The sequence below is a fragment of the Methylacidiphilum caldifontis genome, from assembly GCF_017310505.1.
Classification (GTDB): domain Bacteria; phylum Verrucomicrobiota; class Verrucomicrobiia; order Methylacidiphilales; family Methylacidiphilaceae; genus Methylacidiphilum; species Methylacidiphilum caldifontis.
The window spans coordinates 1,109,035-1,128,748 of sequence record NZ_CP065957.1 but is presented as its reverse complement, the minus strand read 5'-3'; the positions used below and the strand labels follow the sequence as shown (position 1 = coordinate 1,128,748).

The 19,714-nt window shown below is 42.4% G+C and carries 17 protein-coding genes and 2 riboswitches; of the genes, 8 read left to right on the top strand and 9 right to left on the bottom strand.

Annotated features, from left to right (window positions below; genetic code table 11):
- Positions 1-97: 97 nt before the first annotated feature.
- Positions 98-176: riboswitch (Fluoride riboswitch) on the bottom strand.
- Between the two features lie 63 nt (positions 177-239).
- From IT6_RS05280 to IT6_RS05255, 6 genes are all read right to left on the bottom strand, one after another.
- Positions 240-1,994: an efflux transporter outer membrane subunit gene (locus IT6_RS05280; protein ID WP_206828389.1), complete on the bottom strand. Its 1,755-nt coding sequence runs from the start codon at positions 1,992-1,994 to the stop codon at positions 240-242.
- Between the two features lie 18 nt (positions 1,995-2,012).
- Positions 2,013-2,107: riboswitch (Fluoride riboswitch) on the bottom strand.
- 204 nt (positions 2,108-2,311) lie between these two features.
- On the bottom strand, positions 2,312-2,857 hold the full coding sequence (locus IT6_RS05275; protein ID WP_242524360.1) for a DUF2165 family protein: 546 nt from the start codon (positions 2,855-2,857) through the stop codon (positions 2,312-2,314).
- A 31-nt stretch (positions 2,858-2,888) separates the two neighbouring features.
- The gene (locus IT6_RS05270) at positions 2,889-3,896 is read right to left on the bottom strand and encodes a bifunctional riboflavin kinase/FAD synthetase (RefSeq protein ID WP_206828387.1); all 1,008 of its coding nucleotides are present in this window, start codon (positions 3,894-3,896) and stop codon (positions 2,889-2,891) included.
- Positions 3,853-4,566, bottom strand: coding sequence for a tRNA pseudouridine(55) synthase TruB (truB, locus tag IT6_RS05265; protein ID WP_134438910.1), 714 nt, complete (start codon positions 4,564-4,566; stop codon positions 3,853-3,855). Before truB ends, IT6_RS05270 begins: the two co-directional genes overlap by 44 nt.
- 40 nt (positions 4,567-4,606) lie before the next feature.
- Positions 4,607-5,578, bottom strand: coding sequence for a DHH family phosphoesterase (locus IT6_RS05260; protein ID WP_206828385.1), 972 nt, complete (start codon positions 5,576-5,578; stop codon positions 4,607-4,609).
- A gap of 599 nt (positions 5,579-6,177) precedes the next feature.
- Positions 6,178-7,542 carry an AsmA family protein gene (locus tag IT6_RS05255; RefSeq protein ID WP_206828384.1) on the bottom strand — a complete coding sequence of 455 codons (1,365 nt, stop codon included), beginning with the start codon at positions 7,540-7,542 and terminating at the stop codon, positions 6,178-6,180.
- 110 nt (positions 7,543-7,652) lie between these two features.
- Between IT6_RS05255 and IT6_RS05250 the strand changes: the two genes are divergently transcribed.
- Genes IT6_RS05250 through IT6_RS05230 form a run of 5 tightly spaced genes read left to right on the top strand, consistent with a single transcriptional unit; the run spans position 7,653 to position 12,281 of the window.
- On the top strand, positions 7,653-8,624 hold the full coding sequence (locus IT6_RS05250) for an ABC transporter permease (RefSeq protein WP_206828382.1): 972 nt from the start codon (positions 7,653-7,655) through the stop codon (positions 8,622-8,624).
- Positions 8,614-9,681, top strand: a complete 1,068-nt coding sequence (locus IT6_RS05245; RefSeq protein WP_134438906.1) for an ABC transporter permease — start codon at positions 8,614-8,616, stop codon at positions 9,679-9,681. The genes IT6_RS05250 and IT6_RS05245 overlap by 11 nt, the downstream gene beginning before the upstream one ends.
- Positions 9,682-9,706: 25 nt before the next feature.
- Positions 9,707-10,549 (top strand): ABC transporter ATP-binding protein, encoded by an 843-nt coding sequence (locus IT6_RS05240; protein WP_134438905.1) that lies wholly within the window; start codon positions 9,707-9,709, stop codon positions 10,547-10,549.
- A complete protein-coding gene (locus tag IT6_RS05235; RefSeq protein ID WP_134438904.1) occupies positions 10,546-11,349 on the top strand; it encodes an ABC transporter ATP-binding protein in 804 nt (267 codons plus the stop codon). Before IT6_RS05240 ends, IT6_RS05235 begins: the two co-directional genes overlap by 4 nt.
- 11 nt (positions 11,350-11,360) lie before the next feature.
- A complete protein-coding gene (locus IT6_RS05230; protein WP_134438903.1) occupies positions 11,361-12,281 on the top strand; it encodes a class I SAM-dependent methyltransferase in 921 nt (306 codons plus the stop codon).
- Between the two features lie 14 nt (positions 12,282-12,295).
- On the opposite strand, the gene IT6_RS05225 is transcribed toward IT6_RS05230, so the two are convergent.
- Together IT6_RS05225 and IT6_RS05220 are read right to left on the bottom strand one after the other, a co-directional pair.
- A complete protein-coding gene (locus IT6_RS05225) occupies positions 12,296-12,841 on the bottom strand; it encodes a methylated-DNA--[protein]-cysteine S-methyltransferase (RefSeq protein WP_206828379.1) in 546 nt (181 codons plus the stop codon).
- Positions 12,829-14,481 carry an ABC transporter substrate-binding protein gene (locus IT6_RS05220; protein ID WP_242524359.1) on the bottom strand — a complete coding sequence of 551 codons (1,653 nt, stop codon included), beginning with the start codon at positions 14,479-14,481 and terminating at the stop codon, positions 12,829-12,831. The genes IT6_RS05225 and IT6_RS05220 overlap by 13 nt, the downstream gene beginning before the upstream one ends.
- 341 nt (positions 14,482-14,822) lie before the next feature.
- Between IT6_RS05220 and IT6_RS05215 the strand changes: the two genes are divergently transcribed.
- The 3 genes from IT6_RS05215 (at position 14,823) to IT6_RS05205 (ending at position 18,032) form a co-directional block, all read left to right on the top strand.
- Positions 14,823-16,127, top strand: coding sequence for a bifunctional UDP-3-O-[3-hydroxymyristoyl] N-acetylglucosamine deacetylase/3-hydroxyacyl-ACP dehydratase (locus IT6_RS05215; RefSeq protein WP_134438900.1), 1,305 nt, complete (start codon positions 14,823-14,825; stop codon positions 16,125-16,127).
- 99 nt (positions 16,128-16,226) lie between these two features.
- Positions 16,227-17,003, top strand: a complete 777-nt coding sequence (gene lpxA / locus IT6_RS05210) for an acyl-ACP--UDP-N-acetylglucosamine O-acyltransferase (protein WP_134438899.1) — start codon at positions 16,227-16,229, stop codon at positions 17,001-17,003.
- Between the two features lie 111 nt (positions 17,004-17,114).
- Entirely contained in the window at positions 17,115-18,032 is a 918-nt protein-coding gene (locus IT6_RS05205) for a beta/alpha barrel domain-containing protein (protein WP_134438898.1), read from the top strand.
- Here IT6_RS05205 and IT6_RS05200 read toward each other — a convergent pair.
- Positions 18,029-19,645, bottom strand: coding sequence for a sodium:solute symporter (locus IT6_RS05200; protein ID WP_206828375.1), 1,617 nt, complete (start codon positions 19,643-19,645; stop codon positions 18,029-18,031). The two genes, IT6_RS05205 and IT6_RS05200, sit on opposite strands and share 4 nt — an antisense overlap.
- Positions 19,646-19,714 lie beyond the last annotated feature (69 nt).

The window sequence follows — 19,714 nt, the reverse complement described above, 5'->3', positions numbered from 1 at the left end:
TTCCTTTTAGTCAAGAGGGGATCGAGAAAATTGAAATATAACTTGAAGTTATTCGTAAAGATGACCGTTTTCCGCCCCATTTTCATTTTTTATTAAATTAGCAGTAGGAGCTATCAGCCTTCTTTTTTTTGAAGAAAGGCGGTTAACGGTCGGCGAGCCCCATCGCCCAATATAGTCGTGTTACAGACCTTATTAACCAGAGATTTTTAATTTTCAACTTAAATTTTCTCTTTTTATTTCTATTTTTGGACTTTTTTAGACTCAGCTTCTTTAATAGGCGACTTTTTCATCGAGCTGTCTTGCCATCCTCCACCAAATGCACGTATAAGGGCGATGCGGACAATAAATCTTTCACCTCGCAATGCAATGTCTGTAAGAATGGCGTTGAGCCAAACCGTTTCGGTGGTATCAACTTCAATGTAATGAGAAAGTCCTCTTTGAAACCGATCGAAAGCTAGCTCATATTGTTTTTTAGCTGAAGCGACAACCTCATCCTCGACTTTTTGTTCTTCTTCCAACAACCGCACACCGATCAAAGCATTTTCCACTTCTTCAAACGCAGAAAGAACGGTCTCTCGGTAGGAAGCTACCGCTTTTTCATATGCAGCACGAGCCTGCATCAAGTTGGCCAATAGTCTACCGCCCTCAAAAAGAGGAAGATCAATCAAAGGGCCATATATCCATGAATTGGAAGGCCAAGTAAAGAGCTGGCCAAAATCGGTGTTGAAAAATCCAAAGTAGGCATTGAGATTGACGGATGGAAAATAGGCCGCATAGGCTACTCCGATCATCGCATTGGTTGCAGCCATTTCCCTTTCAGCTTGAGATATGTCTGGTCTTTGCTCTAAAATTTCTGAAGGTAGGCTTGTGGGGATATCAGGAGGTTCTTCTTTTAAGGGCTTTCGGGGAAAATGGAAGGTTGAGGCGGGCTGACCAAGGAGCCTGGCAATCGAATTTTCCACTTTTGCCCTATGGCTTTCCAGAGCAATATACTGGGCCTTTATCCGTGAAAGATCGGTTTTTGCCCTTGCTAGGTCCAACTCGTTAGATAGACCGCTTTTATAGCGAATTTCTACCCTTTTCAGGTTGTCTTCGTAGACATGGATCATCCGTTCCATTACCTCAAGTTGGCTATCGATGTAACGCAATAGGTAATAAGCCTGGGCTACGTCGGCATGAATCGTTAGTTTCATGCCTTCTAGTTCGGCTTGAGAAGCTTGAGCTTCGGCCTTTGCCGCTTCCAGTTGCCTCCTTAGTTTTCCCCATATATCCAGTTCCCAGTTTGAATTAAGATATACTTGCCACATATTCAGGGTAGGCTGAAATCCATAATAGTGGGTTGTTCCAATGATCGAGCCAGCGGGTATACCGGGTAGGGGAACTGTGGAATAGATGGGTTCAGGTAAAATGAAAGGGAGCCAGGGAAGATGAGTCTTGAGTTTCCAACGCTGGTAGCTTGGAGTGAAATTGGTATGGGGGAAAAAAGCACTTAAGGCTGCTCCCACCCCCGCACGGGCTTCGACGACGTTGGCCATCGCCATCTTGATCTGTTGGTTAGCCACTTCGGCTTCAGCTTCAAGTTGGTTAAGAACCGGATCGTTGAAGATTTTCCACCACTCTCCTTTTTTGATGAAATCTTTTGGTTCAGCGACTTTCCATTTTCCCGGGTTTTTCTTCGCTTCTTCAATCGCTTTTTTTATGTTTTCTTCACTTTGAAGACCATTTCCTTTATTTGCTTCTTTGTTGACTGCTGGCTTTGGCTTTCCCTGGCTTGGGGAAGGGTTGGGGTTAGGCTTTGGCTCTCCCCATTTCCAATTTTTGGGAATGTCGACTTTAGGGGGTTTATAGTCAGGACCAACCGAACAGCTAACAAAAACAAACAATATTGCCCATTGTATAACCGAAAGCAAAGGAAGGCTAAAAGAAGCCAAAGGCTTATTTAAACCGAAAAGTCCTTTTTCTTTTTTCCCCTTTGCCTTTCGACCTGAATTCATTTGTTTGCAGCCCAAGTTAATGAAGTAGGAGTTATCACCTTTTCATGAAAGAAAAGGGGTTTGCCCAAACACTTCGGAACCGAGGGCTGGCAAACTCCATTGCCAGGTATTCTTTTTCAGTTTCGAGTATTCCTTTTAAAAAAAGTTGTCAAAATATTTTGTAAAAAAAATTTAATCTGCTGTGCACTCGTAGCATCAGCTATAGAAGCACAGCTTTTTATTATTAAACTTAGCTAGAACGAAAACCTTGTGGAAGACGGAGCCACAACGAAACGGAAAATAAGCTTTCTTTTTATGGTCGCAGAACTTAAGGGGTATTATTCAGGTTCAGTTTGAATGAAAAAAGAAAGGAAAAGGAGGATTAAAATAGCCATTCTAAAAGCTTGAGGCAAAGCATTGAATGATGTGCTTCGCCACATCTGGAACCATTCACCCCCTCCGAGAATGAAAAAAAAGAGCCATCCGCAAAGACCTAAAAAAAGACCTATCGATCCGCACCGCTTAGCCTGTTGAAATTCTTCTTTAGATCGAAACAGGTTTTTAAAAAGAGCCGCTGTACCCAAAAAAAGGACCAGTCCACAAATGGCCTCCCACCCGATGAGGAGGGTGTATACAAAACCGTGAAAGTTTGGTGATTTCCAGGCTCGACTGTGGAGAGGAGAGACTTTGTCAATCGAATCCATGAGCAAGATGTGTTGGACAAATTGAAAATTGGCTTGGTAATCCAGAATGTTGTTGAGGGCAATCAAAAGAAAATAGAAAGAAAAAAATAGAAGGATGATCATTTTTGAGAGTCGTATCCAAAACAGCAGTGAGGGGATTTTTGTGAAGTGAAGCATCGAAGGGCTAAAGGTTTTTATCATAACCTTGATTGCGGCCAAAGCTCTTTTCGATTTATTGAGGGAATTTTGGAAGGAAAAATTCTTTTGTCCTTTGAATATCTTTTTCTATCTGCGATTTTAGGGCATATAAGGAGTCAAATTTTTTTTCTTCTCTTAAGAACAGAAAATTAAAGAGGGAAAGCTTTTCACCATAAAGATTTCCCTTAAAGTTAAGCAGATGGACTTCGATGACGAGTTTCCCTTCCTCCTGAATGGTAGGTCTGCGGCCATGGTTGACTACTCCAAGAAAAATTTCTTTTTTGTATTCGACCTGGCAGCCATATACTCCAGAAGGAGGCAGAAGCTGAACGACGTCCTTGAGATTGGCTGTCGGAAAACCTATTTCTTTACCAGCGCCTTGACCTGTCGTGACAACACCTTCAATTCTATAGCTCCGACCAATAAGTTCAGAAGCCAGTCCGAAATTTCTTTCTATTATAGCCTTCCTTATTCTTGTACTGGCGATCGGTTCCCCATTAAAGGTTAGAGGTGGAACGACAAGGGTTTCGAACTTAAGTTTTTTACCCATTTCCTTTAAAAAATTCACATTACCTTCGGCATGCCAGCCGAACCTAAAATCTTCACCCACGACAATGGTTTTTAATCTTGGGAAAATTTGCTTTAGTCCAGTCAAAAAGGCTTCCGCTGTAAGCTGTCTAAATCTTTGATCGAACTGGATGAAAAGAACATGGCTAATACCATATAAATGGAGGAGGTTTTTTTTCTGGGCTAGAGAAATAAGCATTGGAGGAGCCTGTTCAGGGGATATGATAACCAGAGGATGGGGATCGAAACTCAGAACAAGGCAGTTTTCGGAATTTCCTTGGGAAAGTAGGGTCTGCAGAATCTTTTGGTGACCTAAATGCAAGCCATCGAATACGCCTATGGCTATATTTTCTATTTGGACATTTTCTCTAAGGGCAAAGAAGGACAGGACGTTTTCCTTGAGATCATTTCCAAAGAAAGGAACGTCTTTCTCATTGCCGACGGATTCTGGAGACCTCGGGAAGGGAAAGCACATGGTTTAAAAGTTCTTCGGGGCTTTTCAAAGACTTTAGGAAATCAAAAGAAAGAGCCTGGTTCAACTTGAAATTTCCAGATTGGAGACGGACTAGAGAAAAAAGGTGTCCACCGCAACCCAAGTCCTGTCCAATGTCATGACAATAAGTGCGGACATAGAACCCTTTTCCGCAAAAGACCTCAAAATCGATGAAAGGGGGATCCCATTTTTTAATCGTATAGCTGTAGACGTGAACGAGCCGGGGTGTTCTTTCGACCTCTTTTCCTTGCCTGGCAAGTTTATACAGAGGAACACCATGGCTTTTAATCGCAGAGAACATTGGAGGAAGTTGGTAGATATCTCCGACATACCGATCAAAAACTTTCTGGATTTCTTCCAAAGTAAAAAAAGGTACCGGTTTTTCTTCAATAATCTGCCCATCAGAATCTTGGGTTGAAGTCGTTTGTCCAAGTCGCAACAACCCTTCGTAGCGCTTATCTTCAGACATAAGCAATTCTTGAATTTTTGTAGCCTTTCCTAAAACAAGCACAAGGAGTCCAGTGGCTATAGGGTCTAGAGTACCGCAATGGCCAACTTTTCTAATTTTGAATTTTTTTCTCACAAAATCCACAACATCATGGGAAGTGAATCCCTTAGGCTTGTCTATCAATAGAACACCATCGATATCCATATCCCTCTCTTGAAAACATCGTCCGTATAATTGTAATCGTTTAGCGCAATAAAGCCTTGATTTCAGATAAAACAGCTCTCTTGGCTTCCTCTAGCCCAAGCTTCAAACGTGCTCCTGCAGCTTGTTTGTGTCCTCCTCCTCCAAATTTTGAGGCGACTTGACGAACATCAAAATTCTTGGAAGAACGTAAGCTTAATCGAGTAAGTACTGGGGAAAGTTCTTCAAGCATGAACGCAACGATAACCGACTTAACCATTTGAAGATAATAAAGAAAATTTTCGGACTCTCCGGGTACTGAACCCGTTCTTTGGTACATATCCTGAGTTAAAATGTAAAAGGCGATTTGAGATTGTTCGACAAACTGGGTTTGATTCAAGACTTCCCTGAGCAAATAAAACCGGGAAAGAGGATAATTTCTAAAAGAAAAGACGGATAACTGTTCTGGATCAGCTCCCAACCGGACAAGTTTTGCAGCGAGTTCAAAAGTTTCAGGAGGAAAAGATCGGAAACAAAAAGCATTGGTATCGGTCAGTAGCCCGACATAAAAATTGGAAGCTGCTTCCTTTGAGCAGGGAAGAGAAAGTTTCTCTATGCATCTAAAAATCACCTCACTCGTAGAAGATGCCTGAGGATCAACCACGTTAAGGGTCGCAAAAAGGGTGTTATCGATGTGATGATCGAAATTGAGATCGACTTTCCGGCTCCATGATTCAAAATAAGATCCAGGTCTATTGGCATTAGAACAATCCACAAGAATGATTTTAGCGCAGGGATCAGGGGCTTGTGGGGGAGGCGTTTGGAGTATCGAGGAGCCGGGTAAAAACCTGAAATGTTCTTGAAGCCCTTCTTCGATATGGACAACCACTTTCTTGCCAAGATCTTTTAGGATTAGTCCCAAGCCGATTGCCGAACCATAGGCATCGCCATCTGGCCTGCAATGGGAAAGTATGACAAAAGAACTGTTCTCCTTGAAAAAGGATTTAAGGGCAGCTAAATCGTATTCGGGTTGCATTTTTAGGTTCTCTGAGGGAGGAGGCTAGGGGATCGAAAAGCCTGCTCCATTGTTCTTTCTTTTTGGGCTCTCCTATTGCAGCTTATCCAAGCTGCAAGGTCCTTTTAATAAAAGCTAATAATGTAAAGGAAATGCAAAAGAAGATCAAAGAAAAAAACGTGAGGCGGCTGACAAGGGCTCTTAAGGCTTTCTCTCGTACTGCAGATTTGACATCCAAAAAAACCTCTGTCATCATATAATAAATAAATCTATTCATGCAGGCTATTTCCAAGTTGCATCTTTGTCCCTCTTTTGAGTAAAGCCTGTAGGAAGCATATGAACAAATTCATTCTACGATTCTTCGATATTTTAATATTGCTTATTTTCATGGCTGTCGTTGCGATAGTAAGTTGGAATAAGTTGACCATAAAACATAAGATTGTCGTTGAAGGAAAAAAGGGCCCCTTATGGCAAATCGTAGGTGAAAAAAATAAATAAGCTTTGTTATTTTCCCTATCGTCTTGTTTTGGCTTTCAAATATCCTGCTGGAAAATATTTTCTAAGAAACTGGGGATATATGACTCGCAAATAGATCGTAGTTGAGCTAAAAAACATATATTTTATTGGGAAGAAGGCTTCTGGTTCTGAATTTTTTTTAAAAAATCCAGAGCTGATTGAAGGATTTGTCCCGCGTTTTCTTTCAAAGTCGAAGTAGCAGCGGCGGTTATCCTTGGTGTAAGATCTTCTTTGGGATCTTCAACAGAACCTGTAATATTGACGGTTGTCCATTGGTAACCTTCTTTTTCCTGGACGAAAACTTTCTGTTTCGCCCCGGGTATCAGTTTGAGTTGTTCAGGATTGATCCCCGTTAAAAGCTCGCCTCGAATTTGATCTCCATCTATTTCTATCTGCCCTTCCAATTTTATTTTGCCTTTTGCTTCCAATTCGATGTGGTTTAATTGCGTTTTGTTTTTGGTCACATAAAGATTAGCTTTGGCTAAGTCAAGAGGAACACTCTCTTTCGTCCCAAATAGGGCTAAAGAAGCAAACAAAGGTAGGTCTCCAATAACTCCATTTTCTAAATGAATGGTTCCTTCCAAGGAAGTTTCTGAAGCTTTGCTTTGAGTTAAAAAAGTTTTTCCATAAATATTGCCGTTTATTTTACCTTTCCAAGACGGAGGGATGAATAGGGGAAGAGGAAGAGCAGTTAAATTGATTTCGATGTTTTTTTCTCTATTTTTCCAACTCCATTCCCCACTTATTTCTACTTGGCCGTGCAGGTCATGAAGAAGGACTAGCCTTTGGATATAACAATGATCAGAGAAGAGTTTAAATAAAAGTTCTTTGAGTTTGAAAGGCGGATAGGATCCCATGTAAAGATTTCCTCCCGATCCCTGACCTATCCACATGTCGGTGCCTTCAGATTTATTCAGCTCAAAACTGCTGTTTTCTAGCTTTCCTCCTCCGGCAATATCTTGTGGCCAGCTCACGGTGCTGCTCTTAATCGTTATTTGTCCTAATTCGACCTTTGTAGGAATAAACTGAGTCAGAATGGATTCTTTTAATGGCCTCTTCTCAACAGGGTTTGAGGAAGGAGTGGCGGAGATGGAAGAGTTGGGATGTTGGAAGTCCTGTTTTTTGAAATCGACCCGCAGGTGATCAACTTTAAGTTGTTTGATGTAGATTAGTCGAGAAAAGATCTTGCGCAAGAGCAGTTGGCATTCGATTGAAGTGGCGTCGATCTGTTTGATCGGGCTGGATGGTTCTCCATAACCCAGGTATTTTTCGGCAGAGAGCGCATTGCCTTGAATATGGATAGGGCTGAATTTTCCATCCACCTGGATTACGCGGGTGATTTTTTCTGAAAGAAAATCTCGAAATCCTTGACTTGAAAGATAAAAATTGACGATAGAAATAAATGCCACAAAAACACCTAGGATAAGAACTAATGCAATTATAAAGAGATAAGATAATTTCTTGTACATTGAGTTTGTTTTCTAATTATGCAAGAGTTTTTTTTATCATAACCTTTAACTATTTATCTTCAAGCGGCGGTTTGTGACCGCCCTAAAGTACGTCTATTTGTAACTTAGCTATGATAGCGTTTATTATTCGCAGGCTTTTAGCTCTTATCCCACTTTTACTTGGGGTGACCTTCATGGTCTTTTTCTTAATGTCATTGACTCAAACTAATTATTTGACTCCCCTAAAAGCCGAAAGAGATATCAGTCCAGAGATGATTGCTGCTCTGGAAAAAAAATTTGGCCTTGATAAACCCTGGTATGAACGCTATTTTCTCTGGCTAACCAATGTCCTCCATGGAGATTTCGGCTACTCTTGGACTTACAAAATGTCTGTCATTGAGTTGCTCTTACAAAGGGTTCAAGCCACCTTGTTATTAAACCTTTCTTCTCTGGCTATCGCCTGGTGTATTGCTCTTCCACTGGGGGTTTTAGCGGCTATTTATAAAGACTCTTTTATAGACCGTCTGAGTTCTTTTTTTGCTTATATTTCTATCTCTTTCCCGGAATTTTTTCTTGCACTCCTGGCTGTCTATTTTGCTGCGAGAACAGGTTGGTTCCCCATTGGAGGATTGACATCCATAGAATATCCTTTTCTTTCTCCTTTGGATAAAGCGATAGATATCGTATATCACCTTATACTTCCTACCTTCGTTTTGAGTGTGGGTGGCATAGCGAACATGATGAAGATCATGAGAGGCAGTTTTTTGGATGCGATCCGTGCTGAATATGTATTGACGGCCAGAGCTAAAGGACTACCCGAGAGCCTCGTTATGTTTAGGCATGTATTTCGTAATGCCGTAAATCCTTTGATTAGCACCTTTGGTTATGTGATTGCGGGGCTCTTGAGTGGGTCACTTCTGGTCGAAAATATCATGAATTATCCTGGAATTGGTCAACTTATCTATTCAGCTTTAATGAAACAAGACCAATTTGTTGTCCTTGGATCTGTTGTTTTCAGTTGCATTCTGCTCATTGTGGGTAATCTTGTTGCTGATATTCTTCTAGCTTGGGTCGATCCTCGAGTGGTTCATCATGAAAGATAAAAGATCTTTTATTAAAGAAATTTTAAGAAATCCTCTTGGAATACTCTCTTGTAGCCTTCTCATTTTGCTTTATTTAATCGCTTTTTTTGCTCCTTTTCTTGCCCCTTATGAGCCCTCTGACCAGGACCTAAAGCGAACTTATCACCCTCCGACCAAAATCTACTGGCACAATGGGCAATGGGTTGTTGCTCGTTACAGGAATGTCGATCCGACCTCTGCGACCTATAAAGAGATTGCTGGAGACGGCTGTCCAATCAAGTGGTTTGTCCGAGGCTACCCTTATCGATTTTTAGGGATTATCCCCGCCAATATTCATCTTTTTGGGGTAGATAAACCTGATCGGATTTACCTGCTTGGTAGTGATAATACGGGACGGGATGTTTTTTCTAGGCTTGTTTATGGCTCGCAGGTTTCTTTAAGTATCGGATTAATCGGTGTGACAATTACTCTGGTCTTGGGGCTTCTGATTGGAGGATTGTCAGGATATTATGGAGGATGGTTTGATAACGTGATGATGCGGCTTACTGAATTTCTTATGGCTGTTCCTGGCCTGTATTTGCTCCTGGCTTTGAGAGGGGTATTTGGCGTAAAATTTAGCTCAGCACAAGTCTATTTTCTTATTGTCATCATCTTGAGTTTCATCGGATGGTCTGGATTTGCAAGGGTTATTAGGGGACTTGTTCTTTCACTTCGTTCTCAGACTTTTGTGGATGCGGCGGTTGTCCTTGGTCAATCTTCGGTGCTCATTCTGCTCAAGCATTTGCTTCCCAATCTAGCAAGCTATTTATTGGTATCGGCCGCTTTGTCTATTCCAGGATATATTCTGGGTGAAGCAGCCTTAAGCTTCCTTGGCTTGGGCATCCAGGAACCTGCCTCTTCCTGGGGATTGATGTTAGCACAGGCACAGGATATGAAAGTCTTTATGTTGAACTTCTGGTGGCTTTTAACTCCAGGAGTTGCTATTTTGATAACAGTTATAGCATTTAATATGCTTGGTGATGTCCTGAGAGATCTTGTGGATCCGAAGTTTCGCATGTACCAGACTGGGAGTAAATAATAGTTGAATTGTATAGGATAGTACCATGCTTCTTGACGTAGAAGACCTTCATGTCCATTTTCTAACTCCTTCAGCCGAAATTGCTGCTCTATCCGGGGTGAATTTCAGCATAGGCCAAAAGGAGTCGGTGGCCATTGTCGGAGAAAGTGGCAGTGGCAAATCGGTAACAGCGCTTGCCTTGACAAGACTCTTGGATAGTCCACCTGCGGTCTATAAGAAAGGGAAAATTCTCTATGAAGGTGTCGATCTTTTAAAATTACCTCTTAAGGAAATGAGGAAATATCGTGGTGGAGAAATCGCTTATGTTTTCCAGGAGCCTTCAACGTCTTTGAATCCGGTTTATTCTATTGGTTTTCAGCTTATGGAGGCAATCGAGCTCCATCAGCCCCAGCTTAAGGATAAAAGGGCGGTTGGCTTAGACGTGCTGAAAAAAGTAGGAATTGGAGATTGCCTGAGGGTTTGGAAGAGTTATCCCCATGAGTTAAGTGGTGGCATGCAACAAAGAGTGATGATCGCCATGGCCCTGCTGTGTAAACCTAAACTTCTTGTGGCTGATGAACCCACAACCGCTCTTGATGTAACGATCCAGGCTCAGATCCTCGAATTATTTTCAAAAATTCAGAAGGAGTTGGGTATGTCCATTTTGCTCATTACCCATAACTTTGGGATAGTTAAAGGCTTTGCCGATCGGGTTATTGTCATGTTTCGGGGAAAGGTGGTTGAAGAAGGACCAACTGAAAAAGTCATTTACTCTCCCGAACATCCCTATACTCGAGCTCTGATCGATTGTGTTCCGAAACTTGGAGAAAAAGGAAAAAGATTGCGTGCAATCGATTATGCTTTAATCGACTCTTCGATAAACCCATGAATGAACCCACTGCACTGCCTCTTCTATCTGTTGAGGCGCTCAAAGTTTATTTCCCCTTGCGCAAGGGTCTATTCGGCAAATCAAAGCAGTTTGTAAAGGCTGTTGATGAAGTTTCCTTTAAGATTAAAAAGGGGCAAACCGTTGGTCTTGTGGGAGAAAGTGGCAGCGGCAAAACAACCATTGGAAGAACCATTGTTAAGCTCCAGGACCCTACCGCGGGTTCGATTCTTTTTGAGGGTGAACCGATCCATCATCTTTCTCAGAGACAATTCCGTCCCTACAGGAAAAAAATTCAGATGATTTTCCAGGATCCTCATAATTCGTTGAATCCGCGATTAAATATCGAAGCCATACTCAGGGAACCTTTGGATATTCATTTTCCCGGAATGACCAAAAATCAAAAAAGGGAAAAAATTGTCGATCTTTTGGAAAAAGTTGGCCTTAAAGCTGATCATATTTTTCGCTATCCGCATGAATTTAGTGGGGGACAGCGCCAGCGCATTGGCATCGCCCGGGCCATTGCCGTCAATCCCCAATTGATCATCTGTGATGAACCGGTGAGTGCCCTGGATGTTTCTGTTCAAGCTCAAATTATTAATTTGCTTCTTGATCTGCAGGAAGAGCTCAAGCTTTCTTATCTTTTCATTTCTCATGACCTCGCTGTGGTTGAATATGTCAGTGACTATGTTTTGGTCTTAAACAAGGGAAAAATCGTTGAAGAGGGAATCCCTGAAGAGATTTATAAGCATCCCAAGGATGAATATACAAAAAAGCTCATTTCAGCCATTCCCACACTTTGAAAACTACTGGCATGTGGATCGATCCAAAAATTATCAAATCTTTCGAGCAGTCGGCGACCGATATACACCGTGTATATTCTTCGCCCTTAGGATGGATAGAAAGGTATGGGCAGGATTTCGTATTGGTATTGAATGAGGAAAAGCAGAAAGAAAGGTTGTTGGAGGATCTGTTAAGTTGGTGTTGCTCACAGGGCTTTGCCTGTAAAAGAGTTTTTTTAAAAAAACGGTATGCAAAAAACGAAAAATCTCTTTCTAACCGGCTGCATCTTATTCATGGAAGGAGTGATCTTCCCATGCGTACTGTATGTAGGGAAAATGGTCTTTTATATTCTATCCGGTTTGATCAAGGTGGATCAGCCGGTTTATTCATGGATCAAAGACAGAACAGGATGTTTTTAAGAAAGAGGAAAGTAGACAGGCTCCTTAATTTATTTGCTTTTAGTTGTTCTTTTGGACTCTGTGCTGCACTTGGCGGAGCTGAGAGTTGGAATGTGGATTTATCTCAAGGCTGTCTCGAATGGGGCAAAGATAATTTTAGACTGAACGGACTTGATCCTGCCGCACACAAGTTTTGGGCAATGGACGTGCGGGAAGCATTAAAAATTTTCACCAAAAAAGGGATAATCTTTGATCATGTGGTTATCGATCCTCCCACATTTTCTTACGGGAAAGATAGCGGTGAGTTTTCAATCGTTAGGGATTTGGACTCTTTGCTTGAAAAAGTCTTTGGGCTTTGTTCTAAACAAAAGGCCACCTTGTTTCTTTCAACCAATTATAAGCGGTGGAACACTAAGGATCTCTTCCTAAAAGCAAAAAGAGTTGCTTGGGCAAAAAGTATAAGGGTTAATTTTCTTCACTATCCTGTCTCTTTACCGGATATACCTCAAAATGAACTTCCTGCCAGCTGTTGGATAGAGGTTGGCAGCCCATAAAAAAAGTTCATCTCTTAAATATCTTGTCTGGCTAACATAATTTTATGGTTTTTGCTTATCACAAATCCTTCTTTTTCGAGCAGTTTTTCTTTTACTACCCTACCTCCCATACTGAACGAGCCGATACAGCCATTTTTTTTCACAACTCGATGGCAAGGAATGAGTAAAGGTAAGGGGTTTTTAGCCAGAGCAGAGCCTACGGCTCGGACGGCCCGTGGGCTGCCAACCTCTTTGGCAAGTTCGCTGTAGGTTTTGATCGTCCCTTTAGGGATGGTTTTTACCCGTTCCAGTACCCGTTTGTAAAAGCTAGAAATCCCTTCTATCCGGAGCTGTTGGCCGAAGATCTCTCCTTCAACAAGAGTTTTGTAGAGTTGAGCGTAAAGAAGGGGAAACTTTCTTTGGCTTTCAGCAATGAGTTGAGAAAGCCTTGGGGTGAGGGGTTCAACTGGGCTGAGTTGAGTAGGCAGGCCTTCCAGAAGAACTATTTTTACTGGACCGATTGCACTTTCACAAAAAAGGGTGATCGGTTTACCAGTCTTCTTAGGGATTAGGGTGTCCATATTTCTTCAATGTTCCAAACCAAAGGTCCTATTCGGGGGATTTGCACATTACGCCACCGGTTTTTGAGTCCCACATAAGTATTTGGTGTGACCAGGTAGATATAAGGCTCTTCTTCACTCATGATTTCTTGTACTTTGAACCAACAGCGTTTGCGCTTTTCTTCATCGAGAGTTGTTAGCTGTTCGATCATAAGCCTATCTATTTCGGCCTCCCAAGGGGTAGCCGGATAAGGTTGATTAGGATACCATTGGTGAAGCCTTCCTTTGCTCATGAACACAGACATGCCATCGGCAGGATCCCCGCCTCCAGTCAGTCCGAGCAAACAAGCTTCATATTCATAGGAGTCGCTGATTTTGGTCACCAGTGTTCCAAAATCGATGAATTGCAAGTTTACTTCGATACCCAGTTGTTTCATGTTTTCCTTGAAAACAGTAGCCATCGCAGTGCGTATAGGATTTTCTTGGTTTGTTAAAAGCGTGAATGAAACCGGATGCTTATCTTGGTCGAAAAGCCGACCCGAAGTATCCCTGTGAAAGCCTGCGCGTTCCAGAAGCTCAAGGGCAAGCCTGGGGTTATAGGGATATTTTTTGACATTGGGGTTATACCACTTGACGTTTGCAGGGGTTTCTGGACCCCAGAGTGGGGTACCCCTGCCAAAGAGTACACCGCTTATTATTCCTTCCCTGTCGATACCATAAGAAATAGCCTGTCGAAAAAGGGTGTTTTGAAACCATTTTAACTTGTAGGGAGTAACGTAGGGAGTATTGTTTTTATTTTTTCCCGGGTTCTGGTTAAACCACAAGAAAGAGGAAGCCGTAGAAGGACCTCGATCATAGACTGTATAGTGGTAAATTTTCTCTCCTTTTTGAACCCACGCGACGTTGTCAGGGCTTATCCCCTCGATGTCTGTTTGACCGGAAGCAAAAGCGATCAAACTGGCATTGGCATCCTTAACAAATTTAACGATCAAATAATCGATGTAGGGAAGTCGGATTTCTCCATCGGCTCGTTTCCAGTACCTAGGATTAGCGGTTAAAACGATTCGCTCTCCAGGGTTGTACGAAAGGATCAAAAAAGGTCCACTGACAACTATCGACTGGGGATTTTTTTTCGCCGTACTAATATTCCATTGGTTCTGTAATGATCCATCCTTGTAATAAGGCTCTAGGATATGTTTAGGCATCAAGGGCATCCCTGACATGTAACGTAAAAAAGGAGCAAAGATTTCAGGGGTTTGAATCTGAACGGTCAGCTCATCAATCTTTTCAACTTTAAAAGGCTTTCCATCCACAGACAAGTCGTAAGCATTCCGGTTGGGAAATCTTGGATCATAGATGCAGGAAAAGCTAAAAAGGACATCATCAGCGGTCAGGGGAACGCCATCGCTCCAAGTTAATCCTTTTCTTAGCTTAAAACGGAAAGTCTTGTTATCCGGCTCAACCTCCCAGCTCTTTGCTAACCCAGGAATGACCTTGTCATCAATGGGGTTGTAAGAAAGAAGGCTATCAAACATCAGGTTGAGAAAAGAAGAAGAAGTTGCATCTTCCGAGACAAGCCAGTTAAAAGTTGAGGGTTCAGCCGCACTCGATTCGATAAAAAGCCCTCCCCTTTTGCCTGCAGGCAAAGAAGATTTTTCCATGTCTTCAAAAAAGGGATAATCTGGTCTTTGAGCTTGCTGGATTTTTCTCTGGCCCTTGCATCCGCTTACAATCAAAAAGAGAGAAAAGAAAAGGGGGAAAAAAATAAAAAAAAACAGTTTTTCTTTGTTATTTCTATTATTTGATGAGAACCGAGAAAAAACCGTTGTAAACATAAAAGAAATAAGATCCTAGCTTATAATTTGAACAAATGTAGCAGAGCTCATGGGTGAAGAAAAAATATAATTTTAGATAAAAACACAAGAGAAGAAGCTTGCAAAACCGCTACATTGGATCTTTATATGAGAAACGAGTTCAAAAAAAGGAGTGGTCAGTTGTGATAATGCAGAGGACGATACGGGATGAAGTCAGCATGGAGGGCAAATCACTGCATACAGGCAATTCTGTAAAGCTAGTGATCAAGCCGGCCGAAGCGGATAGCGGTTATGTCTTTAAAAGAGTTGATCTGCCTGATGAACCCACGGTGGTGGCTTCGGTGGATAATGTTAGGCAAACAGAAAGAGCCACAACGATCGGGGAGGGCAATGTCAAGGTTCATACCGTCGAACATGTGCTTGCGGTTTTGAGAGGGTGTGGGATTGATAACGCGCTGATCGAGTTGAATGCAAATGAACCGCCCATTGGAGATGGCAGTGGCATCTATCTGGCTAACGAGATTGCCAGGGTAGGAACGGTTGAACAAGAAAAACCGGTTTCTTTTTTTGAATTGAGAGAACCGGTATGGGTGGAAGGAGAAGATGGGGCATACATTGCTGGCTGGCCTGATCAGAACTTTTCGATCAGTTGTACTCACTCAAGTCATAATGGGCTTTTTACACAGTATTTTAGCTGGACTTACGACCCTAAAAGTTTTGTTTCGGAAATCGCCCCTGCACGAACATTTGTCTTTTACGAAGAACTTCTTCCCCTTATCGAAAAGGGGCTAATCAAAGGCGGGAGCTTGGAAAATGCCATAGTTATCCGGGGAGAGTCGATATTTTGTCGAGAACCCCTGCGGTTTGAAAATGAGTTTGTCAGACACAAGATTTTTGATATGATTGGAGATTTTGCCTTGTTCCCGAAAAGATTAAAAGCGAGGGTGGTTGCAGCAAGGCCTAGCCATTTTTTGAATGTAAAATTTGTCAAGGAGATCCAGAAAGCCTATAAAAATTACCTTTCTCACTTAATGCCTGTGGAAAATATCCCCGTTGGAGAAGGAGCTCTGGATATAAATGAGGTGATGAAGATACTTCCCCACCGTTATCCTTTCCTTATGCTTGATCGGGTTCTTGGATTCCAGGATGACGTAAAGGCGATAGGCCAGAAAGCCGTAACGATGAACGAGGCTTATTTCCAGGGCCATTTTCCAGGACATCCGATAATGCCCGGAGTGCTTCAAATTGAAGCCATGGCACAGTTAGCCAGTATTCTTTTGCTACGGAAAGCGGGCAATGCTGGGAAACTCGGCTATTTTATGAGTGCTGACAAAGTAAAGTTTCGTAAGCCGGTTATGCCTGGAGATACGTTGATTATTGAAGTGGAAATGACCAAAGCCAGGGGAAAAATTGGGAAAGCCTTTGGGAAATGTTACGTCAACAAAGAAACGGTTTGCGAGGGAGAGCTGCTCTTTGCCCTCATCGATGGTTAAGACTCTATCCTCCGAATAGAGGAGATTGGCAAGAACATTGAGTTGTTATACTTGCCGTAAGCTCTATAAAGAAGATAATATCTCCAATGGGCTTTTAAAATGCAGACTTCGATTCATCCTACAGCGATTGTAAGCCCAAAAGCGCAAATAGGTAGTGGGGTGGAAATAGGCCCTTATGCCTATATTGGAGAAGGGGTTAAAGTGGGGGATTTTTGTGTAATCCACCCCCATGCCGTTTTAAAAGGACCGATCGAAATAGGTCCGGAGAATGAGTTTTATTCATTTTGTGTGATTGGTGAAAGATCTCAGGATCTTAAATATCAGGGAGAGCCCACTTATCTTAAGATTGGCACAGGCAACGTCTTCCGGGAGTTTTCAACGGTGCATCGATCGACTTTCAGAGGGCAAAGTACCGAAATTGGTTCTTTTAATGTGTTTTTGGCCTATACTCATGTTGCTCATGATTGTCGTATTGGAAATCGTTGCGTATTTTCCAACAACGCTACACTGGCTGGGCATGTTATCGTTGGAGATTACGTTACAATTGGAGGGCTTTCTGCAGTTCATCAGTTCTGTCGAATAGGAAAACATGCCATGATTGGAGGCTGCTCGAAGATTGTCCAGGATGTGATACCCTTTGGATTGGTCGATGGCAATCCCGCTCGGCTTCGTTCGCTTAATTTTGTCGGTTTGAAAAGAAACCATTTTCCCGAAGAAACGATCAAAACGCTTAAGTTTGCTTTAAAGCAGCTGTTGGATGAAGGATTAAATACAGCACAGGCTGTCGAGGTTTTAGAAAAACAAGCAGAAAACACCCAGGATCTTGCTGCGATAATCGAATTCATCAAGGGCTCAGAAAGAGGAATCATCCGTTAAGGGTTGTTCTTTCCTTTTGGCTTTTCTCTACTTTTTTCTCTTTGCATCAATAACAATGGAAACATTTGAGGGGAGTTGACTGTTTATTTTTTTATTAAAAGGAGGATTGTCATGATAAGCTTAGATCAGATAAAAGTTCCCCTGGATGTGCCGCAGTCGAAAAGAGACGATTATAAGAGAGTTTTTTTTGAAGTGACCCAGGGCTCTGGCAGGCTTATGCTCATGGCGGGAGACCAGAAAGTTGAGCATCTTAACGATGATTTTTACGGGGAAGGTATAGCTGCCGATGATGCTAATCCTGAACATTTGTTTAAAATAGCAAGCCATGCTCGTATTGGGGCTTTTGCTACTCAACTTGGGCTCATTGCTCGTTATGCCATGGATTATTCTAATATCCGTTATGTGGTTAAGCTAAACAGTAAAACTCATCTGGTTAAAACGTCGCAAAGAGATCCGTTGAGTCTTCTATGGTTAGATTTCGAACAGCTCGATTATTTCCTGCAGGCCAAGTCCATTCCCATCGTGGGGGTCGGTTACACCATTTATCCGGGGAGCGAATTTGAACCACAAATGTTGAAGGAAGCTGCGCGTCTTGTTTTTGAAGCTCACCAGCGAGGACTGTTAGTGATCATTTGGGCATACCCAAGGGGAAAAGCAGTGATCAATGAAACCGATCCTCATCTTATAGCAGGAGCTGCTGGTCTTGCTGCCTGTCTTGGAGCTGATTTCGTAAAGGTTAATCCACCTCGAGTCAAAGATGGAGATCCCCATGTCGCTTTAAAGGAAGCTGTAGCTGCTGCTGGAAGAACTCGGTTAATCTGTGCTGGGGGTAAGGAAGTAGGAGTAAAGGATTTTCTTACCCAGCTTCACGGCCAGATTCATGTTGGTGGGACATCTGGAAACGCTACGGGAAGAAACATTCACCAGAAACCTTTAGCTGAAGCGATCGCTTTTTGTAATGCCATCTCGGCCATCACCTTTGATGGGGTTTCTGTTGAAGAAGCTTTTGCCTTATACAAAAAATCTTAACTGGGTTTTGCCTTTTGTGAGAAAGCGGTTTTGTTCCGGAAAAGTATACCAATAGAGAATGTTGCTACCGATCCGATGAATATCCTCCATGGGTAGGCGACGTGAGGAAGCCATTCGAGAGAAAATAAGCTGTTATTTTTTTCATGAAAATATGATGTAGAATTTGGAATTTTGCTCAGTAGAAGAACGACACAAAATCCTACGATCATGGCTAAAACATTTCCTCGGTCTGTCCCCCTATGACGGGTGAGCAAGCCTAAAAGAAAAACACCTAGAAGGGGGCCATAGCTAAAACCAATGATGCCAAGGATTATTGGTAGAATTCTTGCGGAAGGAAAGTAAACGGTATAAAGGGCGGTGGCCACTCCTATAGTTGAAGTAAGCAAGGCAAAAAGAAGGGTAGCTCCTCTTAACTTAGAAACCTTTTTTTTCTCATCGACGAGTCGTTCAAAAGAAGGGGTAAGCCAGTCTTGGCAAAAGGAAGTAGCCAGGGCGTTTAGAGCGGCACTGAGTGAACCCGTAGCTGTTGCAAAGATTGCAGCTACAACCATTCCTCTTATGCCAGAGGGCAGTTGGCTAATGATGAAATAAGGGAAAACTTCATTTGGCTTGGTTGGAAGGGCGGGATCGGTATAAACCGAGTAATAGAAGGATAATAGAAGACCGATACTGAGAAATAAAAAACCGATCGGGATATCGGCTAGCCCTGAGAGAATCAAAGAAAGTCGACTTTTCTGATAATTTTTTGCCGTGAGTAGTCGCTGGACAATGTCCTGGTCTGTCCCATGGGTAGCCATAGTGGTAAAAGTAGAGCCGATCAGAGCCGACCACAAAGTGTAGTCGATGGCAAGGATATCGAGAAGATTACCAAGAAGACCCTTCGAGGGAGTTATGCCCGTAGTAAACCATGGCCTATGGAAAAAAAGATGGACAATTTCAGGATAGGAATAAACAGAAGAGAGTTTGGCGAAGATAAAAAAAAGGGCAAAAGCCGCTCCAAAAAGCATGATTAAAGCCTGAATAAGATCTGTCCAGATGACCGCTTTAATGCCTCCAAGGGCGGTATAGGATGCGGTGAACAGACTGATTAGAAAGATTGATATAAAATAAAGGCTGATCTCTTGTGGCCGACTAAGGGGTTTATGTAAAAAAAACTCGGCCCCCACGACGAGAATGATCGCTGCCACATAGAGCCGTGTGCCTGTTGCAAGCATCCGGCTTAAAAGGAAGGTTGCTGAAGCCATTTTCTGGGTAAAAGGTCCAAAACGTGTTTCTAAAAATTGGTATATCGAATGGACTCCAGATTGAAAGAATGGCTTTATGAATAAGAAGCCGATGATGATCCGGGCAATGACTGTTCCCAATGCAAGCTGCAGATAAGTAAAATCCTTAAGAACGTAACCTTCGGCAGGGGTGCCTAAAAAAGCTCCAGCACTTGTTTCTGCGGCAATGATCGATCCCAGAATAGCCCACCATGGCATTCTCCTGCCTCCAAGGGTGAGCTCATCATACTTTTTCTTTTGTCCAATTCGACTACTGAACAAACCGATACCCAAGGTGATCAGAAAAAAAAAGACGACGACCACACCGTCAATTCCTAGAGAAGTAGACATGAAGAATTCGATTGATTAGGGGTTATTAACTTATAATAACCAACCTGATCAAGGCAAAAGGAAGAGAAA

Coding starts and splice junctions, on each gene's coding strand:
- IT6_RS05255 (WP_206828384.1), bottom strand. CDS start 7,542: ATGTACAAGAAATTATCTTATCTCTTTATAATTGCATTAGTTCTTATC.
- IT6_RS05240 (WP_134438905.1), top strand. CDS start 9,707: ATGCTTCTTGACGTAGAAGACCTTCATGTCCATTTTCTAACTCCTTCA.
- IT6_RS05220 (WP_242524359.1), bottom strand. CDS start 14,481: ATGGAAAAATCTTCTTTGCCTGCAGGCAAAAGGGGAGGGCTTTTTATC.
- IT6_RS05250 (WP_206828382.1), top strand. CDS start 7,653: ATGATAGCGTTTATTATTCGCAGGCTTTTAGCTCTTATCCCACTTTTA.
- truB (WP_134438910.1), bottom strand. CDS start 4,566: ATGGATATCGATGGTGTTCTATTGATAGACAAGCCTAAGGGATTCACT.
- IT6_RS05245 (WP_134438906.1), top strand. CDS start 8,614: ATGAAAGATAAAAGATCTTTTATTAAAGAAATTTTAAGAAATCCTCTT.
- IT6_RS05230 (WP_134438903.1), top strand. CDS start 11,361: ATGTGGATCGATCCAAAAATTATCAAATCTTTCGAGCAGTCGGCGACC.
- IT6_RS05275 (WP_242524360.1), bottom strand. CDS start 2,857: ATGATAAAAACCTTTAGCCCTTCGATGCTTCACTTCACAAAAATCCCC.
- IT6_RS05215 (WP_134438900.1), top strand. CDS start 14,823: ATGCAGAGGACGATACGGGATGAAGTCAGCATGGAGGGCAAATCACTG.
- IT6_RS05235 (WP_134438904.1), top strand. CDS start 10,546: ATGAATGAACCCACTGCACTGCCTCTTCTATCTGTTGAGGCGCTCAAA.
- IT6_RS05280 (WP_206828389.1), bottom strand. CDS start 1,994: ATGAATTCAGGTCGAAAGGCAAAGGGGAAAAAAGAAAAAGGACTTTTC.
- IT6_RS05205 (WP_134438898.1), top strand. CDS start 17,115: ATGATAAGCTTAGATCAGATAAAAGTTCCCCTGGATGTGCCGCAGTCG.
- IT6_RS05260 (WP_206828385.1), bottom strand. CDS start 5,578: ATGCAACCCGAATACGATTTAGCTGCCCTTAAATCCTTTTTCAAGGAG.
- IT6_RS05225 (WP_206828379.1), bottom strand. CDS start 12,841: ATGGACACCCTAATCCCTAAGAAGACTGGTAAACCGATCACCCTTTTT.
- IT6_RS05270 (WP_206828387.1), bottom strand. CDS start 3,896: ATGTGCTTTCCCTTCCCGAGGTCTCCAGAATCCGTCGGCAATGAGAAA.
- lpxA (WP_134438899.1), top strand. CDS start 16,227: ATGCAGACTTCGATTCATCCTACAGCGATTGTAAGCCCAAAAGCGCAA.
- IT6_RS05200 (WP_206828375.1), bottom strand. CDS start 19,645: ATGTCTACTTCTCTAGGAATTGACGGTGTGGTCGTCGTCTTTTTTTTT.